Source organism: Pseudomonas cichorii (genome assembly GCF_015471405.1).
In the GTDB taxonomy this organism is placed as follows: domain Bacteria; phylum Pseudomonadota; class Gammaproteobacteria; order Pseudomonadales; family Pseudomonadaceae; genus Aquipseudomonas; species Aquipseudomonas serbiensis.
The window spans coordinates 172,865-188,285 of sequence record NZ_BLVZ01000002.1 but is presented as its reverse complement, the minus strand read 5'-3'; the positions used below and the strand labels follow the sequence as shown (position 1 = coordinate 188,285).

At 59.4% G+C, this 15,421-nt stretch carries 14 protein-coding genes; 6 read left to right on the top strand and 8 right to left on the bottom strand.

All coding sequences use genetic code 11. From position 1 onward, the window contains the following. Nucleotide 1: 1 nt before the first annotated feature. Entirely contained in the window at nt 2–466 is a 465-nt protein-coding gene (locus JL015_RS02795) for a CopD family protein (RefSeq protein ID WP_201017328.1), read from the bottom strand. Between the two features lie 107 nt (nt 467–573). Between JL015_RS02795 and dinG the strand changes: the two genes are divergently transcribed. From dinG to JL015_RS02770, 5 genes are all read left to right on the top strand, one after another. Further along, complete coding sequence (gene dinG / locus JL015_RS02790) at nt 574–2,718, top strand: ATP-dependent DNA helicase DinG (RefSeq protein ID WP_201017327.1); 2,145 nt, start codon at nt 574–576, stop codon at nt 2,716–2,718. Between the two features lie 90 nt (nt 2,719–2,808). After that, nucleotides 2,809–3,957, top strand: a complete 1,149-nt coding sequence (locus JL015_RS02785; RefSeq protein WP_201017326.1) for a serine hydrolase domain-containing protein — start codon at nt 2,809–2,811, stop codon at nt 3,955–3,957. 158 nt (nt 3,958–4,115) lie between these two features. After that, nucleotides 4,116–5,138, top strand: a complete 1,023-nt coding sequence (locus JL015_RS02780; protein WP_201017325.1) for an OmpA family protein — start codon at nt 4,116–4,118, stop codon at nt 5,136–5,138. Between the two features lie 79 nt (nt 5,139–5,217). Next, nucleotides 5,218–5,865 carry a pyridoxamine 5'-phosphate oxidase gene (gene pdxH / locus JL015_RS02775; RefSeq protein ID WP_201017324.1) on the top strand — a complete coding sequence of 216 codons (648 nt, stop codon included), beginning with the start codon at nt 5,218–5,220 and terminating at the stop codon, nt 5,863–5,865. A gap of 168 nt (nt 5,866–6,033) precedes the next feature. Then, on the top strand, nt 6,034–6,498 hold the full coding sequence (locus JL015_RS02770) for an outer membrane lipoprotein (RefSeq protein ID WP_201000075.1): 465 nt from the start codon (nt 6,034–6,036) through the stop codon (nt 6,496–6,498). Between the two features lie 60 nt (nt 6,499–6,558). Here JL015_RS02770 and nhaA read toward each other — a convergent pair whose 3' ends face one another. Further along, nucleotides 6,559–7,731 carry a Na+/H+ antiporter NhaA gene (gene nhaA / locus JL015_RS02765; protein ID WP_201017323.1) on the bottom strand — a complete coding sequence of 391 codons (1,173 nt, stop codon included), beginning with the start codon at nt 7,729–7,731 and terminating at the stop codon, nt 6,559–6,561. A 249-nt stretch (nt 7,732–7,980) separates the two neighbouring features. Here nhaA and JL015_RS02760 point away from each other — a divergent pair, with 249 nt between their 5' ends. Further along, on the top strand, nt 7,981–9,075 hold the full coding sequence (locus tag JL015_RS02760) for a PLP-dependent cysteine synthase family protein (RefSeq protein WP_201017322.1): 1,095 nt from the start codon (nt 7,981–7,983) through the stop codon (nt 9,073–9,075). Nucleotides 9,076–9,132: 57 nt separating this feature from the next. Here the strand turns inward: JL015_RS02760 and JL015_RS02755 are convergent, their stop codons facing one another. The 6 genes from JL015_RS02755 to livH form a co-directional block, all read right to left on the bottom strand. Beyond that, nucleotides 9,133–10,740 (bottom strand): NAD(P)/FAD-dependent oxidoreductase, encoded by a 1,608-nt coding sequence (locus tag JL015_RS02755; protein ID WP_201000072.1) that lies wholly within the window; start codon nt 10,738–10,740, stop codon nt 9,133–9,135. A 108-nt stretch (nt 10,741–10,848) separates the two neighbouring features. Further along, nucleotides 10,849–11,541, bottom strand: a complete 693-nt coding sequence (locus JL015_RS02750) for a COG3650 family protein (protein ID WP_201017321.1) — start codon at nt 11,539–11,541, stop codon at nt 10,849–10,851. 123 nt (nt 11,542–11,664) lie between these two features. After that, a complete protein-coding gene (locus tag JL015_RS02745; protein ID WP_201000070.1) occupies nt 11,665–12,366 on the bottom strand; it encodes an ABC transporter ATP-binding protein in 702 nt (233 codons plus the stop codon). After that, a complete protein-coding gene (livG, locus tag JL015_RS02740; protein ID WP_201000069.1) occupies nt 12,367–13,134 on the bottom strand; it encodes a high-affinity branched-chain amino acid ABC transporter ATP-binding protein LivG in 768 nt (255 codons plus the stop codon). Beyond that, nucleotides 13,131–14,387 carry a high-affinity branched-chain amino acid ABC transporter permease LivM gene (locus tag JL015_RS02735; RefSeq protein WP_201000068.1) on the bottom strand — a complete coding sequence of 419 codons (1,257 nt, stop codon included), beginning with the start codon at nt 14,385–14,387 and terminating at the stop codon, nt 13,131–13,133. Before JL015_RS02735 ends, livG begins: the two co-directional genes overlap by 4 nt. Then, a complete protein-coding gene (gene livH, locus JL015_RS02730; RefSeq protein ID WP_025261446.1) occupies nt 14,384–15,313 on the bottom strand; it encodes a high-affinity branched-chain amino acid ABC transporter permease LivH in 930 nt (309 codons plus the stop codon). Before livH ends, JL015_RS02735 begins: the two co-directional genes overlap by 4 nt. Between the last annotated feature and the right edge of the window lie 108 nt (nt 15,314–15,421).

The window sequence follows — 15,421 nt, the reverse complement described above, 5'->3', positions numbered from 1 at the left end:
TTCAGAAAGTCGGCCGGGCCGCCGCAATTGCAACTACAGTCAGGCCAACGATCAGATTGATCCCCACCAGACGCCTGATCCTGCCCAATGCAGCGGCACCTTCGGCCCATTGTCCGGCATCCACTGCGCGTTGCAGCTCCGGGAGCTGTAACGACTGGATACGCAAGAACAGTGCAACCATCACCACATACAGCCCCATCATGACCTGCACATAACGTGGTGCTGTCTCGAAGCTGGTGAAGTTCAACTGGATCATGCCGACGCCGGTAATGGGCAAGACCACGATAGCTGCCCAGACCCAGACGAAGAACCGTGGAAACACCTGAAGCCACAGTTTCAGACGCAGCGGACCTTCCAGTGCCGCGCCGACAGCCGGACGAAGGACCATCCAGGCGAAAAACATTCCGCCAACCCAGACCAGGGCAGCCAGAACATGCAGTGTGTAGACAGGGGCGAAAGCAGTCATCAGGTACTCCGTTCTGCGCGGATGGATTTAGCGCGGTATGATAGCGCCCACTTGGAACCACTGAAAATTTATCCAGCCTTTTTTGCCGTGCCGCCGAACCCGAGCCAATGATCAGTACCGAATTAAAATCCCAGATACAGGGCGCTTACTCGCGTTTCCTCGAAGCCAAGAGCCTCAAGCCTCGCTATGGCCAGCGTTTGATGATCGCAGAGGTCGCCAAGGTGCTGGGCGATGTCGAGACCGATGAGGAGGGACGGCGTTCTGGCGACCCGGCAGTGGTTGCGGTGGAAGCGGGCACCGGTACGGGGAAGACCGTAGCCTATGCCATCGCCTCTATCCCCGCGGCCAAGGCTGCGGGCAAGCGGCTGGTCATCGCCACGGCAACCGTCGCCCTGCAAGAGCAGATCGTCTACAAGGATCTGCCCGACCTCATGCGCAACAGCGGCCTGAACTTCAGTTTTGCTCTGGCCAAGGGGCGCGGGCGCTATATGTGCCTGTCCAAACTCGACATGTTGTTGCAGGAAGGCGATGCGACCAACGCCACTGCGCAGTTGTTCGAGGAAGAGGGCTTCAAGATCGAGGTCGATGAAGCCAGCCAGAAGCTTTTCACCAGTATGCTCCAGAAGCTGGCCGGCAATAAATGGGATGGTGACCGTGATAGCTGGCCTCAGGAACTGGCCGATCAGGACTGGGCCCGTCTGACCACCGACCACAGCCAGTGTACCAACCGCCATTGCCCGAACTTCCAGCAGTGTGCGTTCTACAAGGCCCGCGAAGGCATGGGCAAGGTGGATGTGATCGTCACCAACCACGACATGGTGCTGGCAGACCTGGCACTGGGCGGCGGCGCGGTGCTGCCCGATCCCCGCGACACCATGTATGTGTTCGACGAGGCTCACCACCTCCCGGACAAGGCCATCGGCCACTTTGCCCACTACACCCGGTTGCGCTCCACGGCCGACTGGCTGGAGCAGACGGCCAAGAACCTTGCCAAGCTGCTTGCCCAGCACCCGCTGCCCGGCGATCTGGGCAAGCTGATCGAACAGGTTCCCGAACTGGCGCGTGAGATCAAGGGACATCAGCAATTCATGTTCGGTGCCTGCGAGCAACTGGCCGATTTCCGCGCCGGTGAAGACATGCAGGGGCGTGAGCGCCCGCGCCATCGTTTTGTCGGCGGTGTCATTCCCGAGCATATTCGCGAGATGGGGATTGAGCTGAAGAAGGGCTTTGCGCGGCTGGACGATCTGTTCACGCGCCTGACCGAACTGCTCAAGGACGGCATGGATGGCGAGGTGAATATCGGCATTGCCAGTCATCAGGCCGAAGAGTGGTATCCGCTGTTCGGCAGCCTGCTGGCCCGTGCCCATGGCAACTGGGAGCTGTGGACCGCCTTTACCGCCGAAGACCCGGAAGACAGCCCGCCGATGGCGCGCTGGCTGACCCTGGCCGACAGCGGCGCGCAGTTCGATATCGAGGTCAATGCCAGCCCGATCCTGGCGGCTGAAATGTTGCGACGCAATCTCTGGAACATTGCCTATGGCGCTCTGGTCACCTCGGCGACCCTGACCGCGCTGGGCAAGTTCGACCGCTATCGCATGCGTGCCGGTTTGCCCAAGGGAGCAGTGACGGCGATTGTACCCAGCCCGTTCCATCATGCCGACGCTGGCGTACTGCGGGTGCCTGACCTCAAGGCCGACCCCCGCGATGCGGTGGCACACACGGCGGCAATCATTCGCGAACTGCCGGATCTGGTGGAAGGTTCACGGGGCACGCTGGTGCTGTTTTCATCCCGCAAACAGATGCAGGATGTCTTCGATGGCCTGGACCGCGACTGGCGCAAGCAGGTCTTCATTCAGGGCAACCTGTCCAAGCAGGAAACCCTCAACAAGCACAAGGCGCGGGTCGATGGCGGCGATTCCAGCGTATTGTTCGGGCTGGCCAGTTTTGCCGAGGGTGTGGATTTGCCCGGTGCATACTGCGAGCACGTGGTCATCGCCAAGATTCCATTCGCGGTGCCGGATGACCCTGTGGAGGCCGCGCTGGCGGAATGGATCGAAGCCCGAGGCGGCAACCCGTTCATGGAAATCGCCGTGCCCGATGCCTCTTTGCGTCTGATCCAGGCCTGTGGCCGGTTGCTGCGCACCGAAGCGGATCGCGGCACCATTACGTTGCTGGATCGGCGCGTGGTGACGCAGCGCTATGGCAAGGCCATTCTCAATGCGCTGCCGCCGTTTCATCGGGAGATTTCCTGAAGCATCTGCTGGGTGGCGGCAGTTCCCAAAGTCGCCAATCGCTGAAACAATGCACGCCTTTTCAGGCAACAGTCTTGCGGGAGCCAGCGGGTGCAGATTCAGGGCTATTTCGAGCTTAAATTTGAAGCAGTGCGTGAAGCTTTCGCCGCGCTTTTCGACGACCCGCAGGAGCGTGGCGCGGCGTTGTGCATTCAGGTCGGTGGCGAAACCGTCATAGACCTCTGGGCGGGGACCGCCGACAAGGACGGCACCCAGGCCTGGCACAGCGATACCATTGCCAACCTGTTTTCTTGCACCAAGACTTTTGCTGCCGTTGCCGCCTTGCAACTGGTGGATGAAGGCAAGCTGAAACTCGATGAGCCCGTCGCCCGGCTCTGGCCCGAATTTGCAGCCGCAGGCAAGGGCTCGATCACCTTGCGCCAGTTGCTGTGCCATCAGGCTGGTCTGCCGGCACTGCGCGAGCAACTGCCCGCAACCGCCCTTTATGAGTGGGACACCATGACCGCAGCCCTGGCGGCCGAACAGCCTTGGTGGGTTCCTGGCCAAGGGCATGGTTATGCGGCGATCACTTATGGCTGGCTGGTGGGCGAGATGTTGCGTCGCGCCGACGGTCGTGGGCCGGGTGAGTCCATCGTGTCCCGAATCGCACGGCCTCTCGGGCTCGATTTTCATATCGGGCTGGCCGACGAGGAATTCGACCGGGTGGCGCATATCGCTCGCAGCAAGGGGAATATGGGGGACGACGCTGCCCAGCGCCTGCTGCAAGCACTCATGCGCGAGCCTGACGCCATCGCCACCAAGGCTTTCACCAATCCGCCGTCGATCATGACCAGTACCAACAAGCCCGAATGGCGCCGCATGCAGCAACCGGCTGCCAATGGCCATGGCAATGCGCGCAGCCTTGCCGGCTTCTATAGTGGCCTGCTCGATGGCAGCCTGCTTGAAGCTGAACTGCTCAATGAGCTGACCCGCGAGCACAGCGTCGGTCAGGACAAGACCCTGATGACTTCCACGCGCTTTGGCCTGGGTTGCATGCTCGACCAGCCCAATGTGCCCAACGCCACTTACGGCCTGGGGCCGAAAGCATTCGGGCATCCGGGAGCAGGCGGTTCAGTGGGCTTTGCCGATCCCGATTACGAGGTCGCTTTCGGCTTTGTCACTCACACGCTGGGGCCTTATGTGCTGATGGACCCCCGTGCACAAAAACTGGTCAGGACACTGCGTGAGTGTTTGCAGTAACTATCACTCATAAGTGCTTGTTTCATACCGACTGTCAGTTAATGAGGTGTAAGAGGAACCGTACGACGGTTTCTTTTTCCAACTGAGTCTTTATGCGTGTTATACGGACGTAGCCAAGTCCCTACGTCCCTTGTCATCAATACTGCTGTGGGTCATCCATGTTATCCAATAAAAGTCTCGTTCTCGCCCTGTGTATTGCCGTCACTGGCTGTGCCCAAACCCCTAAAACCGATTCTGCCGATGTTGCCGATACGGGCAGCCATTGGTGGCAGTTTGGTTTTGGCAAGGATGCTCCAGCGGATGATGTAGCAAAAGCTCCTGCTCCGGCGTCTGCCCCGGCTCCTCAAAAGGCGGCTGTGGTTGATTCCCTCGCCAAGACTGAAAAGAGCAACCCGTGGTACTGGCCGTTCGGTAGCAGCGATAGCAAGAAGGACGAGCCTAAAGCCGTGCCGATGCCCGATCCGAAAGTCACCCAGGCCTGGCTCGACGAGTACGAGCCGCGCCTGCGTGCGGCGATCAAGGACAGCCCGTTCGAGCTTGAGCGACGTGAAGACCTGCTGGCCATTACCGCGCCGGTCGATACCTCGTTCAACCCTGACCGTCCGGCCATGTTGCTGCCAGTGACCCTCGGCCCTATCACTCGTCTGGCCAAGCTCGTCGAAGGTGACCCCAAGACTGCCGTACTGGTTCTTGGTCATGCCGACACTTCGGGTGTCATGGCTGCCAACCAGAAAATCAGCCAGGAGCGGGCGCAATCCGTTGCTGCGATCTTCCGCCTCAGTGGTCTGGAGCGTAATCGCCTGAGCCTGCGTGGCATGGGGGCCGTGATGCCGCGTGCTGCCAACGACAGCGCTCAGGGTCGCTCGCTCAACCGTCGGGTGGAAATCCTGCTGACGCCGCAGGACACCATGGTTGCGCTGATGAGCAAGTATGTCGTGCCACCGACTGCGCCCACCATGGTCGCTACTCAGGACGTCAAGCCTGTTGTCCCGCCAGCACCCGCCAAGAAAGCGGCTCCTGCCAAGAAAGATACGGCCAAGAAGGCTGCACCTGCGAAGGCTGCCACCGCCAAGAAAGCTGCGCCCGCCAAAGCCACGGCGCCAGCCAAGAAAGCTACTGCGGCCAAGGATGCTCCTGCCAAGACCGTAGCCAAGAAAACCGGCGATCAGGCCAGCAACTGATCGTCTGGCTGACCCGTATCATTCCCGAAGGGGAGTGAGCGGGTCAGACTTCGCATTATTTCGGTGAAGGAACCCTGTCATGACCCAAGCCCTGGCCGATATGCGCCGTGATTATGCTCGCGATGGTTTGACCGAAGCGCAGGCTCCCGATGAACCCTTTGCCCTGTTCCACAAATGGTTCGACGAAGCGGTCAAGACTGAGCAGGCACCTGTAGAAGCCAATGCCATGACGCTGGCGACAGTCGACGAGGAGGGGCGCCCGCATTGCCGGGTTCTGCTGCTCAAGGGGCTGGATACTCTGGGCTTCACGTTCTTCACCAACTACGACAGCGCCAAGGGGCAGCAACTGGCTGCTCGCCCATTTGCAGCCATGACCTTCTTCTGGCCGACCCTGGAGCGTCAGGTGCGTATTGAAGGGCGCGTGGTCAAGGTCAGTGCGCAAGAGTCAGATGCGTATTTCCAGGTTCGTCCACTGGGCAGTCGTCTGGGCGCCTGGGCATCGCCGCAAAGTCGGGTGATTGCCGATCGTGCGCAGCTTGAAGGCATGATCAAACAGACGGAGCAGCGTTTTCTCGATACACAGCCGCATTGCCCGGATCACTGGGGCGGCTATCGTCTTTTACCTGAGCGGATCGAATTCTGGCAGGGACGTCCAAGCCGTTTGCATGATCGTTTGAACTATCGTTTGATAGACGATCAATGGATACGTGAGCGTTTGGCGCCCTGAGCTTTTATTTAAAGGTTAAGGCGGGAATTATCCTGTTACCAGATCATCATAGCGTTACATGGCACGTCGCTGTATGACGCCTGAATGAACTTAAATTGCAGGAGCAGGGCAGTGACAGCGCCGATGGCGCGGAGTCTAATGGCCACTTGTTCCTTTGGAGATGCCTTTATGCGCAAGTCTGCTTTTCTGGTCGCCTCGTTCACAGCGATGGCACTGACACTGGGCGGCTGTACCTCGAATCTCACCGGTGATTCCTACTCCCGTGACGAAGCCAGGACTGTACAGACCGTTCGCCTGGGTACTGTCGAATCTCTGCGACCTGTCAAAATCGAAGGCACCAAGACGCCAATCGGCGCAGGTGCCGGTGCAATTGTCGGCGGTGTGGGCGGTAGCGCCATCGGCGGCGGGCGCGGTAGCGTGGTTGCTGCGGTAGTCGGTGCGGTTGCTGGTGGTTTGCTCGGTTCCATGACTGAAGAAGGTCTGACCCGTACTCAGGGTGTCGAAATCACCGTGCGTGAAGACGACGGCAGCATGCGTGCCTATGTACAGCAGGTTCAGGAAAACGAGATTTTCCGTGTGGGCGAGCGTGTTCGCATCATGACCGTCAATGGCACGAGCCGTGTGACGCACTGATCTGTTTTTCATGCTGTGAAAGAAAACCCGAGCCTGGCTCGGGTTTTCTCGTTATGGCGGTTATTGCCTGGGTTGCCTGCTAGACATCAGCATGACGCCATAACCGATCAAGGCCGAAAGTATGGAGCCGGTCAGAATGCCCATGCGGTCCACACCCGCGTAATCACTCGTGCCGGACTCGAAAGCCAGTGAGCCGACGAACAGGCTCATGGTGAAGCCGATACCGCACAGGATCGAAACGCCCAGTACCTGCCCCCAGTTCGCCTCGTTCGGCAGTTTCGCCAGACCGGTCTGTATCGCCAGCCAGGTCAGCCCGAATACCCCCAGCGTCTTGCCCAGCAGCAGGCCTGCTGCAATCCCCATCGGCACTGAATGCGTGAAGCTGTCCAGAGTGACACCAGTCAGCGAAACACCGGCATTGGCAAAGGCGAAGAGTGGCAGGATTGCGTAGGCGACCCACGGGTGCAGCCCATGTTCCAGGCTCAGTAGCGGTGAAGCCTTTACCTCCTTGATGCGCAGCGGTATGCAGAATGCCAGCACCACGCCTGCCAGAGTCGCATGCACGCCGCTTTTGAGTACGCACACCCAGAGCACCAGACCGACCAGCAGATAAGGCCCCAGCTTTGCCACGCCGAGCCTGTTCATCACGATCAGGGCCAGGATGGCGGCACCGGCTAATATCAGCGACAGGTTCGACAGCTCTCCCGAATAAAACAATGCAATGACGATGATCGCGCCGAGGTCGTCGATGATGGCGAGGGTCATGAGAAACAGTTTGAGCGATACCGGCACGCGCTTGCCGAGCAGCGCGAGAACACCCAGGGCAAAAGCGATATCGGTGGCCATGGGAATGGCCCAGCCGCCCAAGGCTGTCGGGTCGTCCTTGTTGAGTGCGTAATAGATAAGTGCCGGAACGACCATGCCGCCAATGGCTGCTGCGCCGGGCAGCACTATCTGTGAGGGGCGGGACAGATGCCCCTCAAGTACTTCGCGTTTGACTTCAAGCCCGATGACCAGAAAGAACAGGGCCATCAAGCCGTCGTTGATCCACAGCAACAGCGGCTTGGCGATTTTTATCGCGCCTATCTGTGCCACTACCGGAATATTGAGGAATTCGTTGTACAGCCACGACAACGGGGAGTTGTTGATAATCAGTGCCAGCGCAGCAGCAGCGATCAGCAGCAAACCGCCTGCTGCCTCAAGTTGAAAGAAACGTATGATCGTATTTCGCATCGGTGCGGTTATGCTCCATGGTCTTCAAGGAAAAGCCCGCTACCCTACCGTTTACCTGCAAGGGTTAAAACAAAAGTTATATTCGTTTTGGTTCTAAAGGTAACGGCCCGTTTGCAGCCTTTGAAGTCTAACAATTATGTAACTTATTAATTCCTAACTGTGCCTGTTTTGGTTGTAGGGTATTTCCTAAAATCGCGTTCTCATTATCTTTATGTAACTTCCGGATATTTTGGAAAGAGAAGTCAGTAAATGATCGATAACCGCCCCTGGTCCCGTGAAGCCATTCGCATCATCGAAGCCGACTTCCAGCGCAGCGCCGATACTCACCTGATTCCCTTGCCACTGCCCGGGCTACCCGGCGTGGAGCTTTATTTCAAGGACGAGTCCAGTCATCCCACCGGCAGCCTCAAGCATCGTCTGGCGCGTTCGTTGTTTCTGTATGCGCTGTGCAACGGCTGGCTCAAGGCCGGAGCGCCGGTTATCGAAGCGTCCAGCGGCTCCACGGCGATTTCCGAGGCTTACTTCGCCCGTTTGCTGGGCTTGCCGTTCGTGGCGGTCATGCCGGCGAGTACTTCCCAGGCCAAGATCGATCAGATTGCCTTCTATGGCGGCAAGAGCCATCTGGTCCAGGACCCGACGCAAATCTATGCCGAGTCCGAAAGACTGGCGCGGGAAACTGGCGGGCATTTCATGGATCAGTTCACCTATGCCGAGCGGGCTACTGACTGGCGGGCGAACAACAACATTGCCGAGTCGATCTTTCAGCAACTGCGTTTTGAAAAGCATCCAGAACCGAGCTGGCTGATCTCTAGCCCAGGCACGGGCGGCACGACCGCAACCCTGGGGCGCTACGTTCGTTATCGCCAGCACCCTACACGTGTTCTGTGTGCCGATGCCGAGCGCTCGGTATTTTTCGATTATTACCGCAGTGGCGATGCCAGCTTGCGTCTGGAGTGCGGGTCACGCATCGAAGGTATCGGCAGGCCGCGTGTCGAGGCCTCGTTCCTGCCCAATGTCATCGATGCCATGGTCAAGGTGCCGGACGCCTTGTCGCTGGCGGCCATGCATTACCTGGCCCGGCGACTGGGGCGCAAGGTCGGCGGGTCCAGCGGCACCAACCTGATCGGCGCGCTGCTGGCGGCCCGGCAGATGGTCGAAGCGGGAGAGAAGGGCTCGATTGTGGCGATTTTGTGCGATGGCGGCGAGCGCTATGCCAGCACGTATTACGATGAGGCCTGGCTCAAGGCTCAGGGGTATGAACTGGCGGGACTGATCGAGGGTATTGCAGCCTGTGCCGAGCAAGGCAAGGCCTTGCCCGAGGGTGTGCTGCGAGCAGGCTTGTAGGATCGAATTCATTCGCGAAGAGTTTGCGAATGAATTCGATCCTGCAGCGGATGGATTTTATTCAATCCCCAACATGTTGCGTGCCAGCCCTTCGGCAATCCGGATACCGTCCACGCCTGCCGACAGGATGCCGCCGGCATAACCGGCACCTTCACCTGCCGGGTACAGGCCTTTGACGTTCAGGCTCTGCATGTCCGCGCCACGTGTGATGCGCAGCGGGGCGGAGGTGCGGGTTTCGATGCCGGTCAGGATCGCATCATGCTGGGCGAAGCCTTTGATCTGCTTGTCGAACGCAGGCAATGCTTCGCGAATGGCTTCGATGGCGTAAGCGGGCAGGGCGTCAGCCAGGTCCATCAGTTTTACGCCTGGCTTGTAGGACGGCTCGACGCTGCCCAGCTCGGTGGAAGCCTTGCCCGCAATGAAGTCGCCCACCAGTTGCGCAGGCGCTTCGTAGGTGCTGCCACCCATCAGGAAGGCGTGGGATTCCAGGCGCTCCTGTAGCTCGATCCCGGCCAGCGGGCTGCCCGGATAGTCTTCCGGGGTAATGCCGACCACGATGCCCGAGTTGGCGTTGCGCTCGTTACGCGAGTATTGGCTCATGCCGTTGGTGACCACCCGGTTTGGCTCGGAGGTCGCAGCGACGACGGTGCCTCCCGGACACATGCAGAAGCTGTACACCGAACGACCGTTGCTGGCGTGGTGCACCAGCTTGTAATCGGCAGCGCCCAGTTTCGGGTGACCGGCGTACTTGCCCAGGCGGGCACGGTCGATCAGGGACTGCGGGTGCTCGATACGGAAACCCACCGAAAACGGCTTGGCTTCCATGTACACGCCACGGCTGTGCAGCATGCGGAACGTATCGCGGGCGCTGTGACCCAGTGCCAGAATTACATGGCGCGACTCGATGCGTTCGCCGCTGTCCAGTTCTACGCCGTGCAACTGGCCGTCTTCGATCAGCAGGTCGGTGACACGCTGTTGAAAACGTACTTCGCCGCCCAGGGCTTCGATCTGCTGACGCATGTTTTCAACGACGCCCGTCAGACGGAAGGTGCCGATGTGCGGCTTGCTGACGTAGAGGATTTCTTCCGGTGCGCCTGCTTTCACGAATTCGTGCAGAACCTTGCGACCGTGGAATTTGGGGTCCTTGATCTGGCTGTAGAGCTTACCGTCGGAAAAGGTCCCGGCGCCGCCTTCGCCAAACTGCACGTTGGATTCCGGGTTGAGGATCTTCTTGCGCCACAGGCCCCAGGTGTCCTTGGTGCGCTGGCGTACTTCCTTGCCGCGCTCAAGAATGATCGGCTTGAAGCCCATCTGTGCCAGCAGCAGGCCCGCGAAAATCCCGCAGGGGCCAAAGCCGACCACGATCGGGCGCTCTTTCAGATCCGCAGGAGCATGGCCCACGACTTTGTAGCTGACGTCCGGCGCCGGGCCGACATGGCGGTCATTGGCCAGTTTGCGCAGCAGGGCTTCTTCGTCGCGCACCTGGAAATCGATGGTGTAGATGAAGAACAGCTCGGAGGACTTCTTGCGCGCATCGTAGCTGCGCTTGAACAGGGTGAAGTCCAGCAGTTCGCTGCTGTCGATACCCAGGTGCTGCAACAGGGCAGCGCGCAGGTCTTCGTCCGGGTGATCGATCGGCAGCTTGAGTTCGGTGATTCGTAACATTAAGGGGTCCAGTTTTCGGGCCGCAGGTTCAGCCCGACAGCACTACAAGAACCGGCGATTATAAGCGCTGAACCCCTGTCACGGCGAGTCGGCTGGCCCGATGCCGCATCAATCGTTACGCGAACCACCGTAATACCCGCAGCCACGCTGGGTCTGACCGTTGACGCGCAGTTCGGCCGACAGGTGCTGCACCGATCCATTGACGCTGTCGACGCAACGTTGAGGCGTCACCCAGAGTTCGATGCGTTGATTGTTGGCTTCGGTACTGACGCTGAAGCTGCCATCGGGCAGTTGTTCTTCAAGATAGGGGAAGGCCAGCGCTTCCTGACCCTCACGTTCCAGAACCATGCCCTTGCCGCCGACATTGACGTTCCAGGCGGGCTTGTTGCCGCTGGCGTGCAAGGTCAGGCGCTTGAAGTTGAGGTCTTCGCAGGACTGGTCGGGACGTTCGACGCGATAGAACTGATACAGGTCCACTTGCCCGTCACTGTTGACGGCCTTGCTGGCAACGAAGTTGCCACGCAGATCGGCAAACACCTGGCCCTTGCTGTCGGCCAGCGAGGCGGCTTCCTGAAGGATACCGGTGTTGCCGCGATCCTTGACCACGTAGCGACGTTGCTCATGGCATGGCTTGAACAGCAACTGCCCGTTTTCACCGGTCAGGTCGCCCTGCATGCGGATCATGCCAGCGGTAGACACCTTGGGCGCATCCTGCGACTTGCCCAGTGGAAGCCCGAGCATCTGGCACCCGGCGAACAGCGGCAAGAGAGCGAATACAAAGGCGGAACGAACAGCGGACATGAGGAGGCCTCCAGATAAGAGCCGCCACGTTACTCAGCCTGCCGCCTCATCACAAGGGCTGTGAGGGTGGGAGCGAATTTATTCGCGAAGCTTCACGGATAAATCCGCTCCCACACCCAAAGATCAACCGCCCAGGTAGGCATCCCGGACTTTCGGGTCCACCAGCAGCTCTTCCCCGGAACCCTGCATCACCACGCGACCGTTCTCCAGAACGTAGGCGCGGTCGGCGATTTTCAGGGCCTGGTTGGCGTTCTGCTCCACCAGGAACACGGTCACGCCATCACGGCGCAGTTGTTCGACGATCTCGAAAATCTGCTGAATGATGATCGGTGCCAGGCCCAGCGACGGCTCGTCCAGCAACAACAGCTTGGGCTTGCTCATCAGCGCACGGCCGATGGCAAGCATCTGCTGTTCGCCACCGGACATGGTGCCGCCGCGCTGGGTGAAGCGCTCCTTGAGACGAGGGAACAGGTGCAGGACCTTGTCCATCTGCTCCTGATAATCGCCCTTTTCGGTGAAGAAACCGCCCATGGCCAGGTTTTCTTCGACCGTCAGGCGTGCGAACACGCGACGGCCTTCCGGCACGACCGCGATGCTCTTGCGCATGATGATCGAGGATTCCAGCCCCACCAGTTCCTCGCCCATGTAGCGAATGCTGCCGCTGTGGGCGCGAGGTGATCCGCACAGGGTCATCAACAGCGTGGACTTGCCCGCGCCGTTGGCCCCGATCAGGGTGACGATCTCGCCTTTGCGTACTTCGACGTTGACGTCGTGCAGCGCCTGGATCTTGCCGTAGAAGGTGGAAACGTTTTCAAACTGCAGCATTTACGCTTCCCCCAGGTAGGCTTTGATCACTTCAGGATTGTCGCGGATCTCTTGTGGTGTGCCGTCGGCCAGAGGTGTGCCCTGGTTGATCACCACGATATGGTCGGAAATGCTCATGACCAGTTTCATGTCGTGCTCGATCAGCAATACCGTGGCGTTGTGATCGTTGCGCAGCACGCCGATCAGTGCCTTGAGGTCTTCGGTTTCCTTGGGGTTCAGGCCGGCTGCCGGCTCGTCGAGCATCAGGATGCGCGGACGGGTCATCATGCAGCGGGCGATTTCCAGACGACGTTGCTGACCATAAGCCAGAGTGCCAGCTGGCCGGTTGGCAAACTCCTTGAGGTTCACTGCTTCCAGCCAGTGTTCGGCATAGTCCATGGCCTCGCGTTCGCTTCTGCGGAACGCCGGGGTCTTGAACAGGCCGGACAGGAAGTTGGTGTTCAGGTGGCGATGCTGGGCGACCAGCAGGTTTTCCACGGCGGTCATGTCCTTGAACAGACGCACGTTCTGGAAGGTACGGACCACGCCTTTGCGAGCGATCTCGTGGCCGGCAAGGCCCTGGATCGGCTCGCCATCGAGCAGGATGGTGCCCGCGGTCGGCTTGTAGAACCCGGTCAGGCAGTTGAAGACCGTGGTCTTGCCGGCACCGTTGGGGCCGATCATCGACACGACTTGCTTTTCATTGACGGTCAGGCCAACGCCGTTGACGGCCAGCAGGCCACCAAAGCGCATGCTCAGACCCGAGGCTTGCAGTAATGGACGGCTCATTTACGCAGCTCCATGTGAGGGCGCTGCATAGGCAGGAAACCTTGAGGACGCCAGATCATCATCAGCACCATCATGGCGCCGAACATCAACATGCGGTATTCGCTGAATTCACGCATCAACTCGGGCAGCAGGATCATCACGATGGCAGCGAGGATGACACCAAGCTGCGAGCCCATGCCGCCAAGGACGACGATGGCCAGAATGATTGCCGACTCGATGAAGGTGAAGGACTCCGGCGTCACCAGACCCTGACGGGCGGCGAAGAAGCTACCGGCGAAACCTGCGAACGCAGCACCCAGGGTGAAGGCCGACAACTTGATGACCGTCGGATTCAGTCCCAGAGCCCGGCAGGCGATTTCGTCTTCACGCAACGCTTCCCAGGCACGGCCGATAGGCATGCGCAGCAGGCGGTTGATGACGAACAGCGCGGCCAGAGCCAGCAGCAGGGCAACCAGATAGAGGAAGATCACCTTGTTGATCGAGTTGTAGGTCAGGCCGAAGAACTCGTGGAAGGTCTGCATGCCTTCAGCCGCCTTGCGCTCGAACGTCAGGCCGAAAAACGTTGGTTTTTCAATGTTGCTGATGCCGTTCGGGCCGCCGGTGAATTCGGTCATGTTGCGCAGCAGCAGACGAATGATTTCACCGAAGCCCAGAGTCACGATGGCCAGATAGTCACCGCGCAGGCGCAATACCGGGAAGCCCAGCAGGAAACCGAACAGCGCAGCCATCAGCCCGGCAATCGGCAGGCAGATCCAGAAACCCAGGCCGAAGTAGTGAGAGAGCAGGGCGTAGCTGTAGGCACCGACGGCATAGAAGCCGACATAACCCAGGTCCAGCAGACCGGCCAGACCGACCACGATGTTCAGGCCCAGGCCCAGCATCACGTAGATCAGGATCAGTGTCGCAATATCCACCGCGCCACGGGAGCCGAAGAACGGCCAGACCAGCGCGACCATCACCAGAGCCAGAATGATCCAGCGCTGTGTGCTCGGCAGAGTCAGGAAGTTACTGGCCTTGGACGGTACGCTCGGCAGACTTGGCGACGAGCGCCAGGCGGCTGATATCTGCTCATGGAACAGCACGCGCACGAACATGAGTGCGGCACAGGCCAGGATGATTGTCACGGTTGTGGTACTGGCACCAATGACCGTCAGGTTTACCCCGACGATTTCCAGTTTCAGTCCCAGCACCGGATAGGCGACAGCCAGCACCAGCAAGGCGCTGAAAAACGCCGACTTGAGATTCTTGGTCATACTTTTTCAACCTCCGGACGGCCAAGCAGGCCGGTCGGCCGGAACAACAGCACCAATACGAGAAGACTGAACGCAACGACATCCTTGTACTGATCGCCGAAAACGTCAGCGCCGAATGCCTCGGCTATGCCCAGTACCAGACCACCCAGCATGGCGCCGGGAATGCTGCCGATACCGCCCAGTACCGCAGCGGTGAACGCCTTGATACCGACCAGGAAGCCGGCGTTGGGGTTGATCACGCCGTATTGCATGCTCAGCAGCACGGCAGCAATGGCCGCCAGGGCTGCACCGATGACGAAGGTCAGGGCAATGATGTTGTTGGTGTTGATACCCAGCAGGTTGGCCATCTTGATGTCTTCGGCACAGGCGCGGCATGCACGACCCAGACGAGAGCGGGAGATGAACCAGGTCAGGCCGAGCATCGCGACCACGGTCACGATGAAAATCAGCACCTGCATGTACGAGATCACGACTTCATGAGTGCTGGCAGAGCCGAACACGAAGTTGCCGGGAATCAGGTTGGGAATCGACTTGTCCTTGGAGTCCTGCGAAAGCAATACGGTGTTTTGCAGGAAAAGGGACATGCCGATGGCGGAAATAAGAGGGATCAAGCGGTTACTGCCACGCAATGGCCGGTAGGCCACACGCTCGATGGCATAACCATAGGCACTGGTTACGACAATACTCGCGGCGAAGGCTGCGGTGATCAGCAGCGGCAAGCTGCCAAGGCCCATCATCGTCAGGCCCGCGATGGCGATGAACGCCACGTAGGAACCGATCATGTACACCTCGCCGTGGGCGAAGTTGATCATGCCGATGATGCCGTAAACCATGGTGTAACCGATGGCGATCAAGGCATAAGTGCTGCCAATGGTCATGCCATTAACCAGCTGTTGGAAAAAGTGATAGATGTCTATCTCGGGCATTACAGCGCTCCTAAAAACCTGCTCTGTGTTTCACTGGTGAAGTCTTTACCGGCTGCACGTCGTGCTCTGGGTCCACGTTTGTTACAGCTGGGTCTGTTGCCGTTTCAG